This is a genomic window from Sphingobium limneticum, from assembly GCF_008710155.1.
Taxonomy (GTDB): Bacteria; Pseudomonadota; Alphaproteobacteria; order Sphingomonadales; family Sphingomonadaceae; genus Sphingobium; species Sphingobium limneticum.
In genome coordinates this window covers 122,011-142,631 of record NZ_VYPZ01000002.1, presented here as the reverse complement: position 1 = coordinate 142,631, position 20,621 = coordinate 122,011, and the positions used below count along the sequence as shown (strand labels likewise).

18 protein-coding genes are annotated in these 20,621 nt (G+C 63.8%); 9 read left to right on the top strand and 9 right to left on the bottom strand.

The genetic code is table 11. The features are described from left to right. Positions 1 to 32: 32 nt before the first annotated feature. Positions 33 to 1,628 carry a sensor histidine kinase gene (locus F4U94_RS03100; protein ID WP_120249250.1) on the bottom strand — a complete coding sequence of 532 codons (1,596 nt, stop codon included), beginning with the start codon at positions 1,626 to 1,628 and terminating at the stop codon, positions 33 to 35. Next, positions 1,597 to 2,301, bottom strand: coding sequence for a response regulator transcription factor (locus F4U94_RS03095; RefSeq protein WP_120249251.1), 705 nt, complete (start codon positions 2,299 to 2,301; stop codon positions 1,597 to 1,599). Before F4U94_RS03095 ends, F4U94_RS03100 begins: the two co-directional genes overlap by 32 nt. 290 nt (positions 2,302 to 2,591) lie before the next feature. Here F4U94_RS03095 and F4U94_RS03090 point away from each other — a divergent pair, with 290 nt between their 5' ends. The 3 genes from F4U94_RS03090 to F4U94_RS03080 all read left to right on the top strand — a co-directional run bounded on the left by F4U94_RS03090 (position 2,592) and on the right by F4U94_RS03080 (position 5,607). Continuing rightward, positions 2,592 to 4,193: a phosphoenolpyruvate carboxykinase gene (locus tag F4U94_RS03090; RefSeq protein ID WP_120249252.1), complete on the top strand. Its 1,602-nt coding sequence runs from the start codon at positions 2,592 to 2,594 to the stop codon at positions 4,191 to 4,193. Positions 4,194 to 4,304: 111 nt separating this feature from the next. Next, positions 4,305 to 4,622, top strand: coding sequence for a hypothetical protein (locus F4U94_RS03085; RefSeq protein WP_120249253.1), 318 nt, complete (start codon positions 4,305 to 4,307; stop codon positions 4,620 to 4,622). A gap of 166 nt (positions 4,623 to 4,788) precedes the next feature. Continuing rightward, positions 4,789 to 5,607 (top strand): ferredoxin--NADP reductase, encoded by an 819-nt coding sequence (locus F4U94_RS03080; protein WP_120249254.1) that lies wholly within the window; start codon positions 4,789 to 4,791, stop codon positions 5,605 to 5,607. Between the two features lie 70 nt (positions 5,608 to 5,677). On the opposite strand, the gene F4U94_RS03075 is transcribed toward F4U94_RS03080, so the two are convergent. Then, on the bottom strand, positions 5,678 to 7,504 hold the full coding sequence (locus F4U94_RS03075) for a DUF885 domain-containing protein (RefSeq protein ID WP_120249255.1): 1,827 nt from the start codon (positions 7,502 to 7,504) through the stop codon (positions 5,678 to 5,680). 84 nt (positions 7,505 to 7,588) lie between these two features. Then, positions 7,589 to 8,128 carry a hypothetical protein gene (locus tag F4U94_RS03070; RefSeq protein WP_249042021.1) on the bottom strand — a complete coding sequence of 180 codons (540 nt, stop codon included), beginning with the start codon at positions 8,126 to 8,128 and terminating at the stop codon, positions 7,589 to 7,591. A 214-nt stretch (positions 8,129 to 8,342) separates the two neighbouring features. Here F4U94_RS03070 and F4U94_RS03065 point away from each other — a divergent pair, with 214 nt between their 5' ends. Further along, positions 8,343 to 9,650 (top strand): family 1 glycosylhydrolase, encoded by a 1,308-nt coding sequence (locus F4U94_RS03065; RefSeq protein ID WP_120249256.1) that lies wholly within the window; start codon positions 8,343 to 8,345, stop codon positions 9,648 to 9,650. A 551-nt stretch (positions 9,651 to 10,201) separates the two neighbouring features. Further along, positions 10,202 to 12,268, top strand: a complete 2,067-nt coding sequence (locus tag F4U94_RS03060) for a TonB-dependent receptor domain-containing protein (protein ID WP_427772785.1) — start codon at positions 10,202 to 10,204, stop codon at positions 12,266 to 12,268. Between the two features lie 140 nt (positions 12,269 to 12,408). Here the strand turns inward: F4U94_RS03060 and F4U94_RS03055 are convergent, their stop codons facing one another. Then, positions 12,409 to 12,861: an NfeD family protein gene (locus F4U94_RS03055; RefSeq protein ID WP_120249258.1), complete on the bottom strand. Its 453-nt coding sequence runs from the start codon at positions 12,859 to 12,861 to the stop codon at positions 12,409 to 12,411. 145 nt (positions 12,862 to 13,006) lie between these two features. Then, complete coding sequence (locus F4U94_RS03050; protein WP_120249259.1) at positions 13,007 to 13,981, bottom strand: SPFH domain-containing protein; 975 nt, start codon at positions 13,979 to 13,981, stop codon at positions 13,007 to 13,009. Positions 13,982 to 14,058: 77 nt separating this feature from the next. Here F4U94_RS03050 and F4U94_RS03045 point away from each other — a divergent pair, with 77 nt between their 5' ends. Next, the gene (locus tag F4U94_RS03045; RefSeq protein ID WP_120251919.1) at positions 14,059 to 14,874 is read left to right on the top strand and encodes an HpcH/HpaI aldolase/citrate lyase family protein; all 816 of its coding nucleotides are present in this window, start codon (positions 14,059 to 14,061) and stop codon (positions 14,872 to 14,874) included. A gap of 75 nt (positions 14,875 to 14,949) precedes the next feature. On the opposite strand, the gene F4U94_RS03040 is transcribed toward F4U94_RS03045, so the two are convergent. Then, positions 14,950 to 15,537 carry a YdeI/OmpD-associated family protein gene (locus F4U94_RS03040; RefSeq protein WP_120249260.1) on the bottom strand — a complete coding sequence of 196 codons (588 nt, stop codon included), beginning with the start codon at positions 15,535 to 15,537 and terminating at the stop codon, positions 14,950 to 14,952. 81 nt (positions 15,538 to 15,618) lie between these two features. After that, a complete protein-coding gene (gene ubiG, locus F4U94_RS03035) occupies positions 15,619 to 16,350 on the bottom strand; it encodes a bifunctional 2-polyprenyl-6-hydroxyphenol methylase/3-demethylubiquinol 3-O-methyltransferase UbiG (protein ID WP_120249261.1) in 732 nt (243 codons plus the stop codon). A 278-nt stretch (positions 16,351 to 16,628) separates the two neighbouring features. Between ubiG and F4U94_RS03030 the strand changes: the two genes are divergently transcribed. The 3 genes from F4U94_RS03030 to F4U94_RS03020 all read left to right on the top strand — a co-directional run bounded on the left by F4U94_RS03030 (position 16,629) and on the right by F4U94_RS03020 (position 20,070). Continuing rightward, a complete protein-coding gene (locus F4U94_RS03030; protein ID WP_120249262.1) occupies positions 16,629 to 17,894 on the top strand; it encodes an aspartate kinase in 1,266 nt (421 codons plus the stop codon). 158 nt (positions 17,895 to 18,052) lie between these two features. Beyond that, entirely contained in the window at positions 18,053 to 19,066 is a 1,014-nt protein-coding gene (locus tag F4U94_RS03025) for an NAD(P)H-dependent flavin oxidoreductase (protein WP_120249263.1), read from the top strand. A gap of 86 nt (positions 19,067 to 19,152) precedes the next feature. After that, a complete protein-coding gene (locus F4U94_RS03020) occupies positions 19,153 to 20,070 on the top strand; it encodes a hypothetical protein (protein WP_120251920.1) in 918 nt (305 codons plus the stop codon). A 114-nt stretch (positions 20,071 to 20,184) separates the two neighbouring features. Here the strand turns inward: F4U94_RS03020 and F4U94_RS03015 are convergent, their stop codons facing one another. Further along, positions 20,185 to 20,619 carry a winged helix-turn-helix transcriptional regulator gene (locus F4U94_RS03015; RefSeq protein ID WP_120249264.1) on the bottom strand — a complete coding sequence of 145 codons (435 nt, stop codon included), beginning with the start codon at positions 20,617 to 20,619 and terminating at the stop codon, positions 20,185 to 20,187. Between the last annotated feature and the right edge of the window lie 2 nt (positions 20,620 to 20,621).

The window sequence follows — 20,621 nt, the reverse complement described above, 5'->3', positions numbered from 1 at the left end:
ATAGCTATGCCTTTGGCGGGCGACCCTTCGTCCTATTCCGACACGATGCCGGGATCGCGCGCCACCGCCATGGGCAGGCGGACGACGAAGCGGGCGCCGTTCTGCGCATCTTCGCGGTCGCCGATCGCGATCTTGCCCTGATGCCCCTCCACGATCGAACGGGCGATGGCAAGGCCCAGGCCCGAATGTTTGCCGAACGTTTCCCCTTCCGGCCGGACGCTGTGGAAGCGGCGGAAGATATGTTCGCGCTCCGATGGCGGGACGCCGGGGCCTTCATCTTCGACACTGACCAGCACCTGATCGTCGGCGACGGTGGCGATGATCCGGACCAGTCCGCCTTCGGGCGAGAAGGAGATGGCGTTGTCGATGAGATTGTCGAGGACGCGGATCAGCCGGCCTTCCTCTCCCAGCACCACCGCGACATCCTTGCGCGGGCGGGCGAAGGCGAGGCGGACGCTGCGCGGCACGCCGCGCGCCTCCCGCGCGATCACCATCTTTTCGATGAGCAGGCCAAGATCGATCGGCTCGAACCGGGTGCGGGAGAGTTCGGCATCGACGCGCGAGGCTTCGGCGATGTCGGTGACGAGGCGGTCGAGGCGGCGGACATCGTCCTGCGCGATGGCCATCAACTGTTCACGCTGATCCGGGCGATCCACCCGGTCGAGCGCGTCGAGAGCGGAGCGGAGCGAGGCGATCGGGTTCTTGAGTTCATGGGATACGTCGGCGGCGAAGGCGTCGGTCGCGTCGATCCGCTGGCGTAGCGCCAGGCTCATGTCGGACAGGGCGCGGGCGAGCATGCCAATTTCGTCGCGCCGTTCGGGCAGGCGAGGCACCGTCACTTCCCGCGCGCGACCCAGACGCACGCGGACGGCGGCGCGGGCAAGGCCCTGCAACGGGCGGACGATGGTGCGGGCGAGGAAGAGCGAGAGCAGGACCGAGGCCAGCACCGCGACGGCCAGCACCATGCCCAGCCGCAGCCGTTCGGCCCGGACGATGCGGGTGATGTCGCGGGCATTTTCAGTCGCGAGCAGGCTGGAGCCGTCGCGCACCGGCGCGGCGGCCGAGATCATGAAGGTGCGGTCGGGGGCGTAGCGGTTGAGCGCCTGCGGCCGGCCGGATTTGCGCGCCAGCAGCAGTTCGGGCCAGGCATCGGCGCGATCGACCGTCGGCTCCTCGAAGTCGGGGGGGCGGTCGGCGGACACGATCTTGTCCACCGCCTTGTCGAGGAAGCGCGCGACATGGCGCTGCCATTCCTCTTCGGACGGGGAACGAAGGCGATAGCGCGGCGCATCCATGGTGAAGCTGTCGGCGATCAGGCCGCCGCCCGGCGCATAGCGGCGCACCCGGTCGCCGGTCTGGCGCGAATAGGCCGCGATCAGCGCATTGTGCCGGTCGGCCGGGGCATTTTCCAGGCCGATGGCGAGCAGTTTCAATTCACGCGCCGACTGTTCCAGCCGATCGTCGACGATGCGGGTGCGATAGCTGTCGAGATAGAAGAAGCCGCCCGCCAGCAAGGCGAGGGCGAAGACGTTGACTGCCAGAATGCGCGGCGTGAGGCTCAGTCGCCCCGACCAGCGCACCGACAGCGGCACGCAGTCATTCTTCGGAGAATCGGTAGCCGGCGCCATAGAGGGTGTCGATTGCATTGAAGTCGGAATCCACCTCGCGGAATTTGCGCCGCAGTCGCTTGATATGGCTGTCGATCGTGCGGTCGTCGACATAGACGTCGTCCTGATAGGCGGCGTCCATCAACTGGTTGCGGTTCTTGACCACGCCGGGGCGCTGCGCAAGCGTTTCCAGGATCAGAAATTCGGTGACGGTCAGGGTCACGTCCTGCCCGTTCCATTTCACCCGATGGCGCGCGGGGTCCATTTCCAGCCGGCCACGGATGATCGGGTCGGCCACCGGCTGGTCCGGGGCGTCGGGCGTCTTGCTGACTTCGGCGCGGCGCAGGATGGCGCGGATGCGGGCGAGCAGCAGGCGTTGCGAGAAGGGTTTGGCGATATAATCGTCCGCGCCCATGGCCAGGCCCAGCGCCTCGTCCAGTTCATCCGCCTTGGACGTCAGGAAGATGACCGGCATCTGGCTCTTTTCGCGCAGCCGTCGCAGCAATTCGATCCCGTCCATGCGGGGCATCTTGATATCGAAGACGGCAAGGTCGGCGGGATTGTCCAGCAATGCCTTCAGCGCGCCTTCGGGATCGGAATAGATGCGCGTCAGAAAGCCTTCGGTCTGAAGCGCGATCGACACCGATGTCAGGATATTCTTGTCGTCATCCACCAGGGCGATGGTTGCGGTCATGCAGGGTCCCGTGATCGTGAGAAAGGGGGATATGGAGCCAGCGTTAGACGAAGGTGCGCCATGTCGCAAGGAAGGGGCTGGGCCGACATGGTCGGTCGATCCTGCGGTACAAGCGTCGAAATTCGGGACATATGGGGTATTTCGGGGATTTGACGCTGTGCGCGCAAAGCCCTATGCCAATGCCTGTCAGCAGCAAGAGACGCCGCGTTTATACAAGCGGCGCTCAAGGGGCGGATCGATCGCATTCGCAAACAGCGAAGCGGTAGGGAAACCATATCAGGAGTAAAGGCGTGCAGGCCAAATCCTCAATCACCCTGGCCGACCAGGGCATCACCACCCATGCCACCGAGTTCTGGAACCTGGGCACGGCGCCGCTGGTCGAAGCGGCGGTCCGCAACGGCGAAGGTATCCTGTCCAAGGACGGTCCGCTGGTCGTGAAGACCGGCAAGCATACCGGCCGGTCGGCAAGCGACAAGTTCATCGTGCAGGATGCCGAGACGCAGGGCACGGTGTGGTGGGGCAAGACCAATGTGCCCATGACGCCGGAGCATTTCGCCGCGCTGAAGGAAGATTTTTTCAAGGCGCTGGGCGACAAGAGCACGCTGTACGTGGCCGACCTGTTCGGTGGGTCGCAGCCCGAACATCGTGTCAAGGTGCGCGTCATCAACGAGCGCGCCTGGCACAATCTGTTCATCCGCACGCTGCTGGTGCGGCCGAGCGCTGAGGAACTGACGGACTTCGCGCCCGAATATACCATCATCGACCTGCCGACCTTCAAGGCCGACCCGGCCCGCCATGGTTGCCGCAGCGAAACGGTGATCGCGGTCAACTTCACCGAGAAGCTGATCCTGATCGGCGGCACCAGCTATGCCGGCGAAATGAAGAAGTCGGTATTCGGCATCCTCAATTATCTGCTGCCGGTGAAGGGCGTGATGCCGATGCACTGTTCGGCCAATATCGGCGCGAATGGCGATACGGCGGTCTTCTTCGGCCTGTCGGGCACGGGCAAGACGACGCTGTCGGCGGACGCCAGCCGCACGCTGATCGGCGACGATGAGCATGGCTGGTCGGATACCGCCGTCTTCAATTTCGAGGGCGGCTGCTATGCCAAGATGATCAACCTGTCGGCCGAGGCCGAACCGGAAATCTTCGCCACGACCAAGCGGTTCGGCACGGTGCTGGAAAATGTCGTGATCGACGAGGAAACGCGCGAGATCGACCTGGACGATAACTCGTTGGCCGAAAATAGCCGCGGTTCCTATCCGATCGACTTCATCCCGAACACGTCGGAGAAGAATCTGGGTCCGGTCCCGAAGAATATCATCTTCCTGACGGCGGATGCTTATGGGGTTCTCCCGCCAATCGCGCGGCTGACGCCGGAACAGGCCATGTATCACTTCCTGTCCGGCTATACCGCGCGCGTCGCGGGGACCGAGATCGGCGTGACGGAGCCGACCGCGACCTTCTCCACCTGCTTTGGCGCGCCCTTCATGCCGCGCCATCCCAGCGTCTATGGCAATCTGCTGAAGGAGCGGATCAACAAGGGCGGCGTGACCTGCTGGCTGGTCAATACCGGCTGGGCCGGTGGCAAGGCGACGATGCCGGGCATCAAACGCATGCCGATCAAGGTGACGCGCGCATTGCTGAACGCGGCGCTGGACGGCAGCCTGAACGAGGCGGAGTTCCGTACCGATCCGAACTTCGGTTTCGACGTGCCGGTGGCGGTCAATGGCGTGGAGCCGACCATCCTCGACCCGCGCGCCACGTGGGCCGACAAGGACGCTTATGATGCGACCGCCGCCACGCTGGTAAAGGCGTTCGTGGACAATTTCGCGCAGTTCGTGGACCATGTCGACGATGGCGTGCGTGGCGCGGCGCTGGTCGCCGCCTGATCCATCGCGACAAGGCAAGCAAGGGGCCGGGGGCGTGATCCCCCGGCCCTTTTGCTTTGGATCGAGGGCGCAAGCTGCTATTATGCGGCCCAACCTTTTGAAGCGGGAGTTATGGGCATGTTCGACGATCTGATCGGTAAATTCGGTGGGCTGGAAGCGATCGCAGCGCAGATCGGCCTGACGCCGGAACAGATGCAGGGGCTGTTCAGCGAAATCAGCGCCAAGATCGGTTCGGGCGAGACGAGCGTGACGGCGCTGGCCGAAGTCGCGGCGGAACATGGCGTGTCGGCCGACAAGTTGCAGGAATTGCTGGGCACGTTCGGCGGGCCGGAAGCGATATTGGGCCAGCTGGGCGGATTTTTCGACAAGGATGGCGATGGCAATCCGATGAATGAGCTGGGTGGCATCGCCAAGGGCCTGTTCGGTTAAGCCATAGAGTTGGGCGCCCGGACGAAGGGCGCCCTATCGGGACCACAAGTTTTTTTGGCCTTGCCTTAATGGTGCGGGCGGGCCATTCGCGGATTTCGACTTTATTGCGAACGATCCGCAAAAGGCGTCGCCGGTGCGATGCCATATAGACTGCAAGGATGGACTGTTGACCGACGAGACGATCGAAAAGCCGGTTCTGGAACCCACCGGCGCGCTTTCCGTGGAAACCGTGCTGTCGGTGAAGCATTGGAACGAGCATCTTTTCAGCTTCCGCATCACGCGGCCCGCCAGCTTCCGCTTCCGGTCGGGCGAGTTCATCATGATCGGCCTGAAGGGCGATAATGGCAAGCCGCTGCTGCGCGCCTATTCGATCGCCAGCCCCGCATGGGACGAGGAAATCGAATTCCTGTCGATCAAGGTGCAGGATGGTCCGCTGACGAGCAAGCTCCAGAAGATCGAGCCGGGCGACCAGATCTATCTGGGCCGCAAGCCGACTGGTACGCTGGTGACCGACGCGCTGTTGCCGGGCAAGCGGTTGTTCATGCTGTCGACCGGTACCGGTCTGGCGCCGTTCCTGAGCCTGCCGCGCGATCCGGACGTGTATGAGTTTTACGAGCAGGTCGTCGTGGTCCATTCGGTGCGCCGGGTCAGCGATCTGGCCTTCCGCGACGAGATGGAAGGCAAATGGTCGGAAGACCCGCTGGTGTCGGAGCAGGCGCCGACCCAGTTCCATTATGTGCCGACCGTGACCCGCGAGCCGTTCGATGGCCACACCGCGCGGATCGACAAGCTGGTCGAGAGCGGCGCGTTGTTCGAAGGGATTCCGGGCGCGGCGAAATTCGACCCCGAAACCGACCGGATCATGATGTGCGGCAGCATGGAGATGATCAAGCAGTTCGGTGCCTATTTCGAGGAGCAGGGCTTCACCGAAGGGTCGAATGCGGCGCCTGGGCAGTTCGTGATCGAGCGGGCTTTTGTTGGCTGAGGGACGACGGTCGTGAGAATAGGGAAGGCCGGGGGAGCGATCCTCCGGCCTTTTTTCATTTTGGATCCTGTTACGCCCCCTTCCGGTCCGCGACATAGGCGTCGACATTTTTCGCCAGCACGGTCATCGGTACGCCGCCGCCCTTGACCACGGCGTCGTTGAAGAGGCGGAAGTCGAATTTTTCGCCCAGCGCCTTTTGCGCCATGCCGCGCAGGCGGACGATTTCGCCGTGGCCGACCTTGTAGCCGCAGGCTTGCCCCGGCCAGGCGCAATAGCGGTCCACTTCGGCCTGGACGTCCTCGACGCTGGAGCCGTTGGTGGTGGCGAACCAGTGGATCGCCTTTTCGCGCGTCCAGCGCTTGGCGTGGAGGCCGGTGTCGACCACGAGGCGGCAGCAGCGGTAGGCGATGGATTGCAGATAGCCCAGCCGCCCGGCGATATCGCCATCATAGGCGCCCAGCTCGTCACCCAGCTGCTCGGCATAGAGCGCCCAGCCTTCGCTATAGGCGTTGAAGGCGAGGAGCGAGCGGATGAGGGGCAGCTTGTAGGTATATTCGCCCTGCCAGATATGGCCCGGAATCCCCTCATGATAGCAGAGCGTGGGCAGCGAGTAGCGGGGCCAGATGCTGGTGTCGCGCAGGTTTATATAATAGTTGCCGGGCACGCTGCCGTCGATCGAGCCGGCGCCGGCATAGGCACCGGGTGCGCCCGCTTCGATCTCCACCGGCACGCGCTTCACGATGAGGTTGGCGGGGACCAAGGTGGCGAAGGCGCGGGGCAGGCGCGTGCGGATGTCGGCGAGGCGGCCGTCGATGAAGCTGAGGATCTGCTGACGGCCATTGTCGTCGTTGGGGAAGAGATAGCGCGGATCCTTGCCCATGGCGGTCATGCGTTCGCCGACCGTGCCTTTCGTCATGCCCAGTTGTTTGAGCAGGCCGTCCATTTCGGATTGCAGCGCGGCGAGTTGGGCAAGGCCGAGCTTGTGGACTTCGTCGGGCGACATGGTCGTGGTGGTGCCGGCTTTGAGCGCCCAGGCATAATAAGCGTCGCCGTCACGGAATTTCCAGACGCCTGCATCCATCGTCGCCTTGGCGCGCTGGCGCTGGAGTTCGGCGACCTGGGCGGCGAGGGCGGGGGTGACGGCGTCGCGGACGATCTGCGCGGCCTTGGCAGCATAGTCGCCGGGCATGTCCTTCGTGCGGCGGGCGATGGAGGCGACGGGGACTTGGCTGTCGATCGGTTGGGCCTGCACCGCTTTCATCTGGGCCAGCGTCTTGTCGAGCAGGAAGGCGGGGGCGATCACGCCAAGGCCGGCGTCATGGCGCAGACGTTCGGTTTCGCCATTCAGGTTCGCGGCATAGAGTTGCAGGCGGGCCAGATAAGCGTCGGCGTCGGCGCTGCTTTTGATGCCATGATTGCTGTCGAGGAAATCGGGGGTTTCGACGAAGCTGCCGGTATTCTGCGCCACGGCATAGGGGCTGTTGCGATAGGACCAGTTGCTGTTCATGATCGCCATGTCGCCGAAGGGGAAGGTGAAGCCTTCCGCAGCGGTTTCATGCGCGGTCAGCACCACTTCCACATCGATGCGGGTCGCGGGCGAGAGCGGGGCGAGGTCGATGGCGCGCAGCCGGGCGAGGCGATCCTGCACATGGGCGGCGATCTGCGCCTGACCGGCCGGCGTCTTGTTGCCGAGGCGGCTTTTGAGCGCGGATCGGGCGCCGGTGTCGATGCCAAGGCCGCTCGCCGTTTCGGGGGCATCGGCCAGCATCGCTTCGGCCATGTCCGCCAGCAAGGCCTGCGCGGCGGTATCCGCGCCGGTGGCAGCGCGAGCAGGAAGAGCGCCGAGGGTGACGGCGGAGGCGCCGGCTGCGAGCAGCGCGCGGCGGGTGGTCAGCATGGGGGAAGTCTCCGGTGGGTTTTGTCCCCTTAACTTCGCATATTTCCCGCAGATTTCGACATCTTATTTCCTACCGGCGACAGATTATGACAAGGACGGGGTGCTGCGTGGGGCGCCTCCGCCGCCGCTGGCCTGCACCAGGATCGGGTGCAGCCGCGACCATTGTTCGGGCGAAAAGGGGCCGCGTTCGGCAAGGTCGGCGAGCAGGCGGCGATGCGCGATCCGCTCGCGATGGAGCATGGTGGCGTGGCGGTTGCTGGCATGGGAGCGCAGGGCGGCGAAGAGCAGGCGGTGATTGGGCTCGCTGCGCGTGCCGACGACCTGGCCGCGCCGGACGATCGGCCGCTCCAGCCGTTCCTGCCCAAGGGCGACGGCGCGGGCGCGGCTTTCGTCCAGCCCCATTTCCAGCGCCCAGTCCCAGGCGGCGGCGAAGCTTTCCGCGCCGGGCCGCGCCCGCAGATAATAGGCCGATCGCGGCGTACAGCCGGCGCTGCGCGCCGCCTGCGCCACCACGCCATGGCGCGACAGCGCGGTGATGAAGGCGATTTGGGCATCATGCGTCCACCCCCGCGCACGGCGGGCGAGGGTGACGGGGGCGAAATGGAGAAGATCTGGCTGGGTCATGCCGGGGAGGGTGGCATGCGGGCGGGGGTGTAGGACAGGGAAATAGGAGGTGATCAGCCATTAGGATTAGTGACACGCTTGCGTGAACGAAAGATGCTGACGCTGGGGCTGAACGTCGCTAACCATAGACTCAGGCTATGGAAGTAGAAAATTTTCATATTATTTTTCGATGCATGCGCTCGTTACAATGCCGTAAAAGATGAGGGGATATTGAATGGACGTATCGCGCCGTACGCTTGTGAAGATCGGAATTGCTGCAACGGCTACCGCGTCCACGCCAGCGATCGCCCTAAGCCGCGCGGGCGCGGCTTTCCCATCGGGATTCCATTGGGGCGCTGCGACTGCGGGGCATCAGATCGAAGGCAGCAACGTCAATAGCGACTTCTGGGTGTTGGAGAATACCAAGCCAACCACCTTCTCGGTGCCGTCCGGTGACGCATGCAACAGCCTGTTTTTGTGGGAGGCGGACCTTGATCTGGCGAAAGCGATCGGGCTGAACGCTTACCGGTTTTCGATCGAATGGTCCCGCATCGAACCGCAACCGGGTCAGTTTTCGATTGCGATGCTCGACCATTACAAGCGTGTGATCAACGGATGCCGCACGCGCGGGATGACGCCGATGGTCACGTTCAGCCATTGGACTGTGCCTGTGTGGTTCGCGGCGCGTGGCGGTTGGACGATGGCGGACTCGGCCGATCTGTTCGCCCGCTACTGTGATCGGGCCATGCGCCATTTGGGGGCAGAAATCGGCATCGCCTTCACACTGAACGAGCCGAACGGATTGTTGATTGCGTTGCGTATGTTGCCACCGCAAGTGGTCGAAGCGCAGACTGCGATGCTTGACGCCGCCAGCAAGGATCATGGCGTGTCGCATTTTGTCGGCGGTCCCGCATTCGGGCAAATCGAGGAAATGTTGCCGAACATGCTGCACGCGCACCGCTTAGGCAAAGCGGCGATCAAGGCAGTGCGATCGGACTTGCCCGTCGGCGCGACCCTTGCGGTTTCCGACGAACAAGCGGTTGGCCCGCGCAGCAAGCGCGATGCCATGCAGCAAGCTTTTTACGGCGCGTGGATCGACAATGTGAAGACCGATGATTTCGTCGGCGTGCAGAATTACAACCGTAATGTCTGGACGGAAACCGGCAAATTGCCTCCATCGCCCGGCGCGACACTGAGCAGCGAAGGCAATGAGATTGTGCCAGGCTCGCTCGCAGGAGCGGTCAGATATGTGCATGAAGCGACCAAACGACCGATACTCGTGACCGAACACGGTTATTACATTACCGACGACGCGATCCGCGCGAAGCAACTGCCGCTTGCCCTGGCCGAACTGAAGCGGGCGATGGACGAGGGAGTGCCGGTCCTGGGGTATGTTCACTGGTCCCTGATGGACAATTTCGAATGGACTTCTGGTTATGCACCCAAGCTGGGTCTGGCCTCAGTGGATCCGGTAACATTTCAGCGTACAGCCAAGCCGAGCGCCGCAATTTACGGCCGCATCGCTCGTCAAAACGCACTATGAAACGGGATGCGCTTTGGTATCGGGCTGATTGGGTTGGAAGGGTGCAAGCCTCCACTTCGCCCGCAAGGCTGCGGAGTGGCGGGGAGCAAAGGTCGGTTCTGATTTGAAGCGCATGTGCTGAGGTTCAACCTGGACGATCTTGCCAATTCCCAAGCTTGTGATTTTTGCACATCGAAGATGTCAGTTCGCGAGTGTCCGCTTTCTGAAACGATAATTGACGCATTGGATGGCTGGAATTGGCGCATAGCTGATAGCCAACTATGTTTTCCTTCAAGGGATGCTCAGCATCATGGCGTGACAAATGTGGCTGCCTCACCCTCTGCAATGCCCAACCCGTCCCATCCACCGCCAATCCGTCTCCCTTCTGTAAGGAATGGTTGCCGCCGCCATCCGCCTGCTTACCCTCATTGACTCATCTTCCCCGGCCCTCTCAACGGCGGGTGTATTACTGATACGCATTTGCATTAGCTGAGGGGGATATCATGGGGTCGATGCGGTTGCGCGCTGTGGGGCGGGCTTTTGGTGGGGCTGGGCTGATTGCGCTGGCGGTGATGGGGCAGGCGGCTGTCGCGGCGCAGGCGCCCGATGCTGCGCCCGTGGAGGGCGACAATAGTAACGCGATCGTCGTGACGGCGGCGGGCTATGAGCAGAATATCGTCGAGGCGCCGGCCAGCATCACCGTGCTGGGCCGCGAGGAGTTGCAGGAGAAGCGCTTCGGCAGCCTGGCCGAGGCGTTGCAGGATGTGCAGGGCGTGGATGTCGGCGGCGAAGCGGGCAAGACCGGTGGCCTCAACATCTCCATTCGCGGCATGCCCAGCGACTATACGCTGGTCCTGATCGACGGCCGCCGCCAGAATGCGCCGGGCGGGGTGACGCCGAACGGCTTTGGCGAGACGTCCACCAGCTTCCTGCCGCCCTTCTCCGCGATCGACCGGATCGAGGTGGTGCGCGGGCCGATGTCCACGCTCTATGGGTCGGATGCGATGGGCGGCGTCGTCAACATCATCACGCGCAAGGTCGGCATGCGCTGGGTCGGCACCGCGACCGCCGAAAGCACGATCCAGGGCGACGATCGCTTCGGCAATATCCAGTCGGTGAACGGCTTTGCGCAGGGGCCGATCATCCGCGACCTGCTGGGGCTGACGCTGCGGGGCAGTGTGTTCCATCGCGAGGGATCGAATATCGATATTCCGGGCGATCCGGCGCTGACGCTGGGGCGCAATCCGGTGCGGTCGGACGTTTATAATTATGGCGGGCGGTTGAGCCTGACGCCCCATGCCGATCATGACCTGTGGGTCGAATATGACCGCAACGAGCAGAGTTATGACAATAGCGAGGGGCAGCTGGGGACGCTGGGGTCGGGTGGCTATGCGCCGGAACAGCGGTTCAACCGGTCCAACTATGTGATAGCGCATAGCTGGCGCATGGGCTTTGGCCAGCTGGACACGACGCTGACCCGCAACGAGACGGAGACGATCGGGCGGCTGATCCCCAATGGCACGCCGGGGGCGACGCCGGGCGCGCCGCGTACGCTGGAGGCACGCAACGACATATTGGATTCGCGCTTTGCGGGGAAGGTCGGGGCGCTGGCCTTCACCGTCGGCGGGCAATATTGGAAGGCGCGGATGGTCGAGGGCGTGGCGCCCGAGCCGTTCAAATTCACCCAATGGGCAGGCTTTGCCGAAGCCACGCTGACCGTGGTGGACGGGTTCAACATCACCGGCGGTGCGCGCTACGACAATCACAGCACTTTCGGCGATAAATGGTCGCCGCGCGTCTATGGCGTGTGGAACATCAATGAGGCGCTGACGCTGAAGGGCGGGGTGAGCCGCGGGTTCAAGACGCCGCGTGTCGAGCAGATCGCGGAAGGCATCATCGGTTTTGGCAGCCAGGGGCGCGTGCCGCTGCTGGGATCGCCGGGGCTGACGCCGGAAACCAGCACCAGCTATGAAGCGGGCCTCTATTATGACGGGCAGGGCTTATTCAGCGGCAATGTAACGCTGTTCAACAATGATTTTACCGACAAGATCGCCAGCGGGCCGGGCGTGCCCAATTGCCGCTTCGCGTCCGCGCCCAACCTGCCGGGTTGCGTGGATGTGGGCAATTTCCCCAATGTCGACGTCTTCAGCCAGTCGATCAATATCGACAAGGCGCGCACGCGCGGTGTCGAGGTCGCGACGCGCTTCGCCTTTACCCCGGCTTTGTCGCTGAGCGCCAATTACACCTATACCGAGACGGAGCAGCTGAGCGGGTCGGAGGAAGGCTTGCCGTTGATCGGGATGCCCAAACATATGCTGAACGGCAATCTGCGCTGGAAACTGGGCGATAAGGCGAGTGTGTGGGCGCGGGCGGAGGTGCGGTCCAGCCGCTATCGCGGGGCCAATGTGCAGCAAACCGCCGTGGGCGACTTCCGAAGCTATGAGGTGTTCCATCTGGGCGGATCATATCAGCTGACGCCGGCCTTCCGCCTGGCCGCGACGGTGTATAATGTGGTGGATACCGATTATGCGATCTATGTGCCGTATCGGACGGCGGCGAATGCGACGGCTTATACGCCGGCCTATTCGATCAATCAGGAAGGGCGGCGGTTGTGGCTGTCTGCCACGGTCGATTTCTAGAACCGCTCGCTATTCAGCGCTGACGGCCTGCAAATGGCGATTCCTCACGCTTCCGGTGCTCACGTACTTTTAGTACGCTGCGCTCCGGGTCGCGAGGCATCACCATTTTCGGCACGTCATCATCTGAATATCGAACGGTTCTAAGGTATTAGATTTTCAACCCGGATGATCGTGCCATCCACGCCTACCACCCGCATGCGGGTGCCGGCGGGGGTGTCCGGGCCGGTGGCGCTCCAGACGCTGTCGCCGATCTTGACGCGGCCTTCGCCGGCGATGATGGCATCGACGACCGTGACGCTCTGGCCGATCAGGCGGGCGCTGCGGTCGTTGAGCAACGGATCGGACGAGGGGACCGGGTTGTCGACATACCAGCGGCGGCCGGCCCAGACCGCGAGCAGGCTGAGCGCGGCGAACAGCAGCAGCTGAAACGGCAGGGTGATCGGCAAGGCCAGCGCGACAAGGCCGGTGATGGCCGCGGCAATCGCGATCCAGATCAGGAAGACGCCGGGCATCAGCACTTCGGCGATGCCGAGCAAAGCGGCGAAGACCAGCCAGCCCCAATGATCCTCCAGCAGGGTGAGGAGGTCGGTCATATGTGGGTGGCCCGGTGATCGATGGTTGGGGGTACGCCCTGCGCGCTGTTTTCAGCGGATGGGTTGGGAGATGGATTCCCGCCTTCGCGGGAATGACGGGATGGGGCGGGGAACGGGTTGGGCATGGCGAGCCTGTCCACGCCGGTCATCCCTGGTTTTGGCCGAAGGGGCCGCGGCGGGGGGCGGATGGGGGCGTTGGGGTGGGCGTGCCGTCCGTGCCCAGCGCATCCTTGGCCAGCTGACCGATGCCGCCCAGCGTGCCGATCAACTGGGTCGCCTCCACCGGGAAGAGGATCGTCTTGGCATTGGGGCTGGTGGCGAAGGCGGCGACCGCTTCGGTATATTTTTGCGCGATGAAGTAATTGAGCGCCTGCGGATTACCCTCCGATATCGCCTGCGACACCATCTGGGTCGCCTTGGCTTCGGCCTCCGCCTCGCGCTCGCGGGCTTCGGCGTCGCGGAAGGCGGCTTCGCGACGGCCTTCGGCTTCCAGGATCTGCGATTGCTTCTGCCCTTCGGCGCGCAGGATTTCGGCGGCGCGGGCGCCTTCGGCATCCAGGATGTTCGCGCGCTTTTCGCGCTCCGCCTTCATCTGGCGCCCCATGGCGTTGACGATGTCGGCGGGCGGGCGGATGTCCTTCAGCTCTACGCGGGTGATCTTGATGCCCCAGGCGTTGGTCGCATGATCGACCACCGACAGCAGCCGGGCATTGATCTCGTCGCGCTTCGAGAGGGTTTCGTCGAGGTCGAGCGAGCCCATGACGGTGCGCAGGTTGGTGGTGGCCAGCTGCATGATCGCCACGTAAAGTTCGGATACTTCATAGGCGGCCTTGGCGGGGTCGAGCACCTGAAAGAAGACCACGCCGTCGACCGACACCATGGCATTATCCTTGGTGATGATTTCCTGCCCCGGAATGTCGACGACCTGCTCCATCATGTTGATCTTGCGACCCACGGCGTAGAAGAAGGCGGGGTAGAAATTGAGGCCGGGCTTGGCGACTTCGGTGAACCGGCCGAAGCGTTCGATCGTATATTGATAGCCCTGCCGCACCACCTTCACGCTGACGGCGAGGTAGAAAAGCACGAGGCCCGTGAGCGTCAGTGCGAAGGTCGTCAGCATCGATGTCTCCCCGTTATCGCTTGGATTATGCGCCCTATTCGTTAACGGGGAAAGTCAAACCGTTCCAGGAGAGTATCATGTTGCTGCGCCACGCCCGTTCGCTGCTGTTCCTGCCCGCGTCCAATGCCCGCGCGATCGCCAAGGCGCGGACCTTGCCGTGCGACATGGTGATATTGGACCTGGAGGATGCGGTGCCGGTCGATGCCAAGGACAGCGCGCGCGACGGCGCGGTGGCGGCGCTGGCGCAGGGCTTTGGCGGCCGGATCGCGGCGGTGCGGATCAATATCGAAGGCACGCCCTGGCACGGGGTGGAGATGGTCGCGGCCAAGACGGCGGCGCTGGATTATATCGTGCTGCCCAAGGTGGAGCATCCCAAGCAGGTCAAGGATGTGTTCAGCGTGTGCCAGAAGCCGGTGATCGCGATGATCGAAAGCGCGCGGGGCGTGCTGGCGGCGAGCGAGATTGCGCGGTCGGAGGGCTGCGCCGCACTGTTCATGGGCAATAACGACCTGCGCAAGGATCTGGGAATTCCGCCGTCGGCCGGGCGGGCAGGGTTGTCTTATGCGATGCAGGCGGTGGTGCTGGCGGCGCGGGCGGCGGGGATTGCGGTGTTCGACGGGGTGTTCAACCGGCTGGATGATCAAGCGGGGCTGGAGGCGGAATGTGCCGAGGGCTATACGCTGGGCTTTGATGGGAAGACGCTGATCCATCCGAGCCAGGTGACGGTGGCCAATCAGATGTTCGGTCCCGATGCGCAGGCATTGGCGGACGCGCGGCGGCTGGTCGCGGCGGCGAACGGCGGGGCGGAGCGGTTCGAGGGCCGCATGATCGAGACGATGCATGTCGAGGAAGCGCAGGCGCTCATCGCGCGGGCGGAGGCCGTGGGGGCGTAAGGGGCGGTCGCTATTGGGGATGGGCGCAAGACTGGCGTACTGCCGTGGGGTTGCCTCCCCCCCACCCATGCGGCCTTAGCGTTTTTCATATTTCCAGTTGCGGCTTTTACCTTGGGCGATCCATTCGATCGCCTGCGCGATGCGCTTGTCGCGGGTGGGAGCGGTCTTGGCTTCGATGATCCATTCGCAATAGTCGCGGATCTTGCCGGGCGGGAAGCTGGACCAGATCGTAGCGGCGGCCGGGTTGGCTGCGATCGCGGCGGTGAGCGCCGGGGGGACGGGGAGTGGTTCGCGTGGGCAGCGGTCGGTCCTGCGGGGCGGTTTGGCGCCGGCGTCGATCAGGGCGAGGGCTTTGGTCAGCAGGGTTCGCAGATCATCGTCGCAAGGGAGGTCGGTCAGGCTGGTGAGTTTGCCCAGATGGCCCATGCCTTCGCGCGGTTTTTCGGCGTCGCTATACCAGAGGTTGACCGCCGCATGGCTCTTGAAGGCGGCCATCGAGGCGAGATTCTTGGTCTTGTAGAGGAAATGGGGAAAGCCCCATTTGATCGCTTCGGTCACGTCCGGATGCGCGGCGTGGACGAGCGCGCGGACATGGGTGAGGATCGGGCGGGCGAAGTCGGCCTGGGCGGCGATATAGGTGTCGACTTTGGATTCGTCGGTCATGGTCCTTCCACCCCTCATCCAACTTCGCCTAGCCAGCAAGCTGGCAAGGCTTCGTATCCTTCTCCCCCGAGGGGAGAAGGTTTATGTTCTGTGCTTCGCCGTCAGCAGGTAATTGATCGCGGTGTTGGCGGACAAGGTGAAGCCGCGGGCGGGGTCGAAGCTGAGGCCGATGCTGTCGGTGACGTCGAGGCCGGCCTGATCCAGCAGCGTGGCCAGTTCTTCAGGCGTGATGAATTTGTGCCAGTCATGCGTGCCCTTGGGGATGCCGCCGACGCTTTCGCCGATGGTGATCATGGCGAGGCGGGAGAGCGGCGTGCGGTTGGGGGTGGAGAGGATCATCAGGCCGTCGGGCGCGAGTTTGCCGGCCAGCGCGCGGACGAAGGCGGCGGGGTCGGCAACATGCTCGATCACTTCCATCGAGGTGACGAGGTCGAAGCCGGTATCGGCCATGTCCTCCACCGGGGTGGCGCGATAGTCGATGGTCAGCGCTTGACCTGCGGCATGGCCCTGCGCCGCGGCGATATTTTCAGGGGCGGCGTCGAGGCCGATGACGGTGGCGCCGAGGCGGGCGAGCGGTTCGGTGAGCAGGCCCGCGCCGCAGCCGACGTCGAGTGCGCGCTTGCCGGTGAGGGGACGGAAGGCCTGCGCGTCGCCGGGCCAATGGCGGTCGATCGCGGTGCGGATGTAGCGCAGGCGCACCGGGTTCAGCTTGTGCAGCATCGCGCTGGACCCTGTGGGATCCCACCAGTCGGCGGCCATGGTGCCGAAATGGGCGGCTTCCTTCGGGTCGATGGTGGCGGTATTTTGGGTCATGATGCGCCTTGGTCTACGGCCCCCAAAAGAAGAACGGCCCTTCGACAGGCTCAGGGCGAACGGGGAGGGGTTGTTTCGATTATCCTGAAGGCTGCTTTTAGCAGGCCATGGGCAGGAGGCAAATGGGCCTATCCTGGTAAAGCCAAAAGAGTGAGCGCCGGATGCCGCGACGCGTATGGCAGGATTGCTTGCCATATGCGCCTGCGCTGCTAATAGGAGCGCCGTTTAGCCCTTTTGGGATATTTTCTTTCATAATAACGGATAGGTTCGACAAGCAAATGGCGCGCATCGTGATGAAATTCGGCGGCACCTCCATGGCGGGGATGGAGCGAATTCGCAACGTGGCGGCGCGCGTCAAACATGTCGTCGAACAGGGGCATGAAGTCGCCGTCGTCGTGTCCGCCATGGCGGGCGAGACGGACCGGCTGGTCGGTTTCTGCAAGGAAGCGTCCGCCCTCTACGATCCGGCCGAATATGATGTGGTGGTTGCCGCCGGCGAGCAGATCACCAGCGGATTGCTGGCCATGACATTGAAGGCGCTGGGCGTGGATGCGCGCAGCTGGCTGGGCTGGCAATTGCCGATCCGCACGATCGAGGCGCATGCCAAGGCGCGGGTGAGCGACATCGATACGCTGGACCTGCTGGCGTCGATGCGGTCGGGCACCGTGGCGGTGATCCCCGGTTTTCAGGGCATGATGGCCGATGGCCGGGTGTCGACGCTGGGCCGGGGGGGGTCGGACACGTCGGCGGTCGCGGTGGCCGCCGCGATCAAGGCCGATCGCTGCGACATCTATACCGACGTCGACGGCGTCTATACCACCGACCCGCGCATCGTGGCGCGCGCGCGCAAGCTGAACCTCGTCACTTACGAGGAAATGCTGGAACTGGCCTCGGTCGGTGCCAAGGTGTTGCAGACGCGCTCGGTCGGCCTCGCCATGAAGGAAGGCGTGGTCGTGCAGGTGCTTTCCTCCTTCGATGATCCCACCCAGACCGATCTGCCCGGTACGCTGATCGTCAGCGACGCGGAACTGGAAGCCAAGCTCAAGGAAGACAAGATGGAACGTCAGCTCATCACCGGCATCGCCCATGACAAGAATGAGGCGAAGATCATCGTGACGCGCGTGCCCGACAAGCCCGGTGCGGTCGCCAACATCTTCGTGCCGCTGGCCGATGCGGCGATCAACGTCGACATGATCATCCAGAATGACAGCAAGGACAATGAAGAGACGGACGTCACCTTCACCGTCCCGCGCGCCGACCTGGCCCGCAGCGTCGACATTCTGGAAGCGAACAAGGACGTCATCGGCTTCTTCCGCATCATCACCGATACCGAAGTCGCCAAGATCAGCGTCGTGGGTGTGGGAATGCGCAGCCATGCCGGCGTCGCCGCCACCATGTTCAAGACGCTGGCCGAGCGCGGCATCAATATCGAAGCGATTTCGACGAGCGAAATCAAAGTTTCGGTGCTGATCGACGAGGATGAGACGGAATTGGCGGTGCGTGTGTTGCACACCGCTTATGGTCTGGACGCGCCGATCGCGTAAATTTTCTATTCCCCTCCCTTCCAGGGAGGGGCTAGGGGTGGGTGCGAGCGAAGCGAGCCTGCCCTTTGGTCGATAGCTTGGGGCGCCGCTGTGCGGCGCACCCACCCCAACCCCTCCCTTGAAAGGGAGGGGCTTTTTTGGTTTTGAACGGATTATATATGACCCACGCCAAGCTCACCTCCCTCATGGCTCGCGGCACCGAATTTTTCGGCAGCCAGAGCGCGATCCTGTGTGGGGCGATGAGCTGGGTCAGTGAGCGCAATCTGGTGGCGGCGATTTCCAATGCCGGCGGGTTCGGCGTGATTGCGTGCGGCGCGATGACGCCCGAATTGCTGGATGCGGAGATCGTGGCGACCAAGGCGCTGACGGACAAGCCGTTCGGCGTGAACCTGATCACCATGCACCCGCTGCTGTTCGACCTGATCGACATATGCGCGAAACATGATGTCAGCCATGTCGTGCTGGCCGGTGGCTTGCCGCCCAAGGGCAGCATCGAGGCGATCAAGCAGAAGGGGGCCAAGCTGATCTGCTTCGCGCCCGCGCTGGCGCTGGCCAAGAAGCTGGTGCGGTCGGGCGTGGATGCGCTGGTGGTGGAAGGCATGGAAGCGGGCGGCCATATCGGTCCGGTCGCGACCAGCGTGCTGGCGCAGGAAATATTGCCGGAAATGGCCGCCCAAGTGCCTGTGTTCGTCGCGGGGGGCATCGGCCGGGGCGAGGCGATCGCCGCCTATCTGGAAATGGGCGCGGCGGGCGTACAGCTGGGCACCCGCTTTGCCTGCGCCAGCGAAAGCATTGCGCACCCCAATTTCAAGAAGGCGTTTTTCCGCGCATCGGCGCGCGATGCGATCGCCAGCGTGCAGATCGACCCGCGTTTGCCGGTCATCCCGGTGCGTGCGCTGAAAAATGCGGGGACCGAAGCCTTCACCGCCAAGCAGCGCGAAGTCGCCAACCTGCTGGACAGCGGCGCGGTGGACATGATGGAAGCGCAGTTGCAGATCGAACATTATTGGGCCGGCGCGCTGCGCAAGGCGGTGATCGACGGCGATGTCGAGGGCGGATCGTTGATGGCGGGCCAGTCGGTCGGCATGGTGACGAAGGAAGAGCCGGTCGCCGACATCATCGCCCAGTTGATGGCGCAGGCTGCCGAGGCGCTGGAACGGCGAGTCGCTTAAAGGGTTGCGGTGAGTCGCGGGTTAGGCATATTCCCCCTAACCCACGACCGGCATGGCCGGTGCCTATCGTCCTGCCGGAGAATTTGATGTTGTCTTCGCGCCTTATCGGCCGCCTTTCCCTTGTCTCGCTGGCCGTGCTGGCGGCCTGTTCGACCCCGCCGCCGCCGCCGCCACCCGCGCCGCCGCCGCCGGTGGTGCCGACCATCCGCCCGGTGCCGCCATCGAACGCGGCCGAGGGGATGAGCATTCCGGAAAAGGATGCGGACGGGAAATATCTGACCGCCAATCGCGGCGTCACGTCCAATACCGCGCTGTGGCATATCCGCATGGCGCTGAACGTCGCGGCGCTCAATTGCGACAAATATGGGCCGGCTGCGCGCAACCAGTATAACCAGATATTGGCGCTGCATAAGGCGACTCTGAATAGCGCCAATGCGGCGGTCGATCGCAATTATAGCGTGGCCTATGGCAGTTCGGGCATGGCGTCGCGCGAGCGGTTGAACACGGTCGTCTATAATTTCTTCGCGCTGCCGCCGGTGATCAAGAATTTCTGCCCGGTCGCGGTGACGGTGGGGCAGAAGATCATCGCCATGCCGTCTTCGCAATTGCTGGAGGAGGCGCCTGCGCTGCTGGCCGAGCTGGAAAAGCCGTTCCAGGAATTTTACGCGGCCTATGCCGACTATCTGCGGCGGCTGGCCGAATGGCAGTCGCGGTTCGGCGCCACGGTGACGGTCGTGGTGTCGCCCACGCCGCTGCCGCCGCCGCCGGTGCCGCCGGGCGAAGCGCCGCCCAAGGGGTGGACGCCGACATATAAGAGTTCGATCGAGGCGACGGCGCCTGCGGCGGGGGCTGTGCCTTCGACAGGGGTGGTGCCTGCGCCGTCAGCCGCGCCATCTGCGCCGTCAGCGGTGACACCGTCCGGGCCGCCGGCCCCGGCGCGGACGCTGCCCGACAACAGCACGCCCAAGCTGATCGTGCAGCCGGTGCCGACGGCGGGCGAGTAATAGCAAGACGGGCATATGACGTGTTCCCCGGCGCAGGCCGCGGGGTCCAGATCGGAGCGGGGAACTGGCCCCCGGCCTGCGCCGGGGAACGTAGAGTCATAGGTTCGCCTCGTTTTAATCCCGCGCGTCGAAGGTGGTGCGGGCGTTTTCTACCGTTTCCAGATTGCGTTCGGCCCAGACCCAGACGCCGCAAAAGGCGGCGCTGAGGCTGTTGCCGAGCGGGGTCAGCGCATAGTCGACGCGGGGCGGCACGACGGCATGGACCGTGCGGGTCAAAAGGCCGTCGCGCTCCATCTGGCGCAACGTCTGGGTCAGCATCTTCTGGCTGATCCCTTCCACCAGCCGCCCGATTTCAGTGAAGCGCAGCGTGCCCTTCGCCTCCAGCTCCTCCAGCACCAGCAACGTCCATTTGTCGGCGATGCGGCCGATCAACTCGTTGACGAGTCGTTCGATTCGCGGGTCGATGTCGGTCGGCGGTTCATGCGCCAGATACTGTTCGGCCTGCGCGATATCGGCGGCGGCGAAGCGGGTTTGGAGCGGATTTGCCATTT

Bases quoted from the DNA above. Each gene is read 5' to 3' on its own strand.
- F4U94_RS03050 (WP_120249259.1), bottom strand. From the start codon at position 13,981: ATGCTGACGACCTTCGCACTGACGCTCACGGGCCTCGTGCTTTTCTAC.
- F4U94_RS03040 (WP_120249260.1), bottom strand. From the start codon at position 15,537: ATGACCGACGAATCCAAAGTCGACACCTATATCGCCGCCCAGGCCGAC.
- F4U94_RS03060 (WP_427772785.1), top strand. From the start codon at position 10,202: ATGGGGCAGGCGGCTGTCGCGGCGCAGGCGCCCGATGCTGCGCCCGTG.
- F4U94_RS03025 (WP_120249263.1), top strand. From the start codon at position 18,053: ATGACCCACGCCAAGCTCACCTCCCTCATGGCTCGCGGCACCGAATTT.
- F4U94_RS03070 (WP_249042021.1), bottom strand. From the start codon at position 8,128: ATGACCCAGCCAGATCTTCTCCATTTCGCCCCCGTCACCCTCGCCCGC.
- F4U94_RS03015 (WP_120249264.1), bottom strand. From the start codon at position 20,619: ATGGCAAATCCGCTCCAAACCCGCTTCGCCGCCGCCGATATCGCGCAG.
- F4U94_RS03045 (WP_120251919.1), top strand. From the start codon at position 14,059: ATGTTGCTGCGCCACGCCCGTTCGCTGCTGTTCCTGCCCGCGTCCAAT.
- F4U94_RS03020 (WP_120251920.1), top strand. From the start codon at position 19,153: ATGTTGTCTTCGCGCCTTATCGGCCGCCTTTCCCTTGTCTCGCTGGCC.
- F4U94_RS03100 (WP_120249250.1), bottom strand. From the start codon at position 1,628: ATGGCGCCGGCTACCGATTCTCCGAAGAATGACTGCGTGCCGCTGTCG.
- F4U94_RS03065 (WP_120249256.1), top strand. From the start codon at position 8,343: ATGGACGTATCGCGCCGTACGCTTGTGAAGATCGGAATTGCTGCAACG.
- F4U94_RS03055 (WP_120249258.1), bottom strand. From the start codon at position 12,861: ATGACCGACCTCCTCACCCTGCTGGAGGATCATTGGGGCTGGCTGGTC.
- F4U94_RS03075 (WP_120249255.1), bottom strand. From the start codon at position 7,504: ATGCTGACCACCCGCCGCGCGCTGCTCGCAGCCGGCGCCTCCGCCGTC.
- F4U94_RS03030 (WP_120249262.1), top strand. From the start codon at position 16,629: ATGGCGCGCATCGTGATGAAATTCGGCGGCACCTCCATGGCGGGGATG.
- F4U94_RS03095 (WP_120249251.1), bottom strand. From the start codon at position 2,301: ATGACCGCAACCATCGCCCTGGTGGATGACGACAAGAATATCCTGACA.
- F4U94_RS03085 (WP_120249253.1), top strand. From the start codon at position 4,305: ATGGGCATGTTCGACGATCTGATCGGTAAATTCGGTGGGCTGGAAGCG.
- ubiG (WP_120249261.1), bottom strand. From the start codon at position 16,350: ATGACCCAAAATACCGCCACCATCGACCCGAAGGAAGCCGCCCATTTC.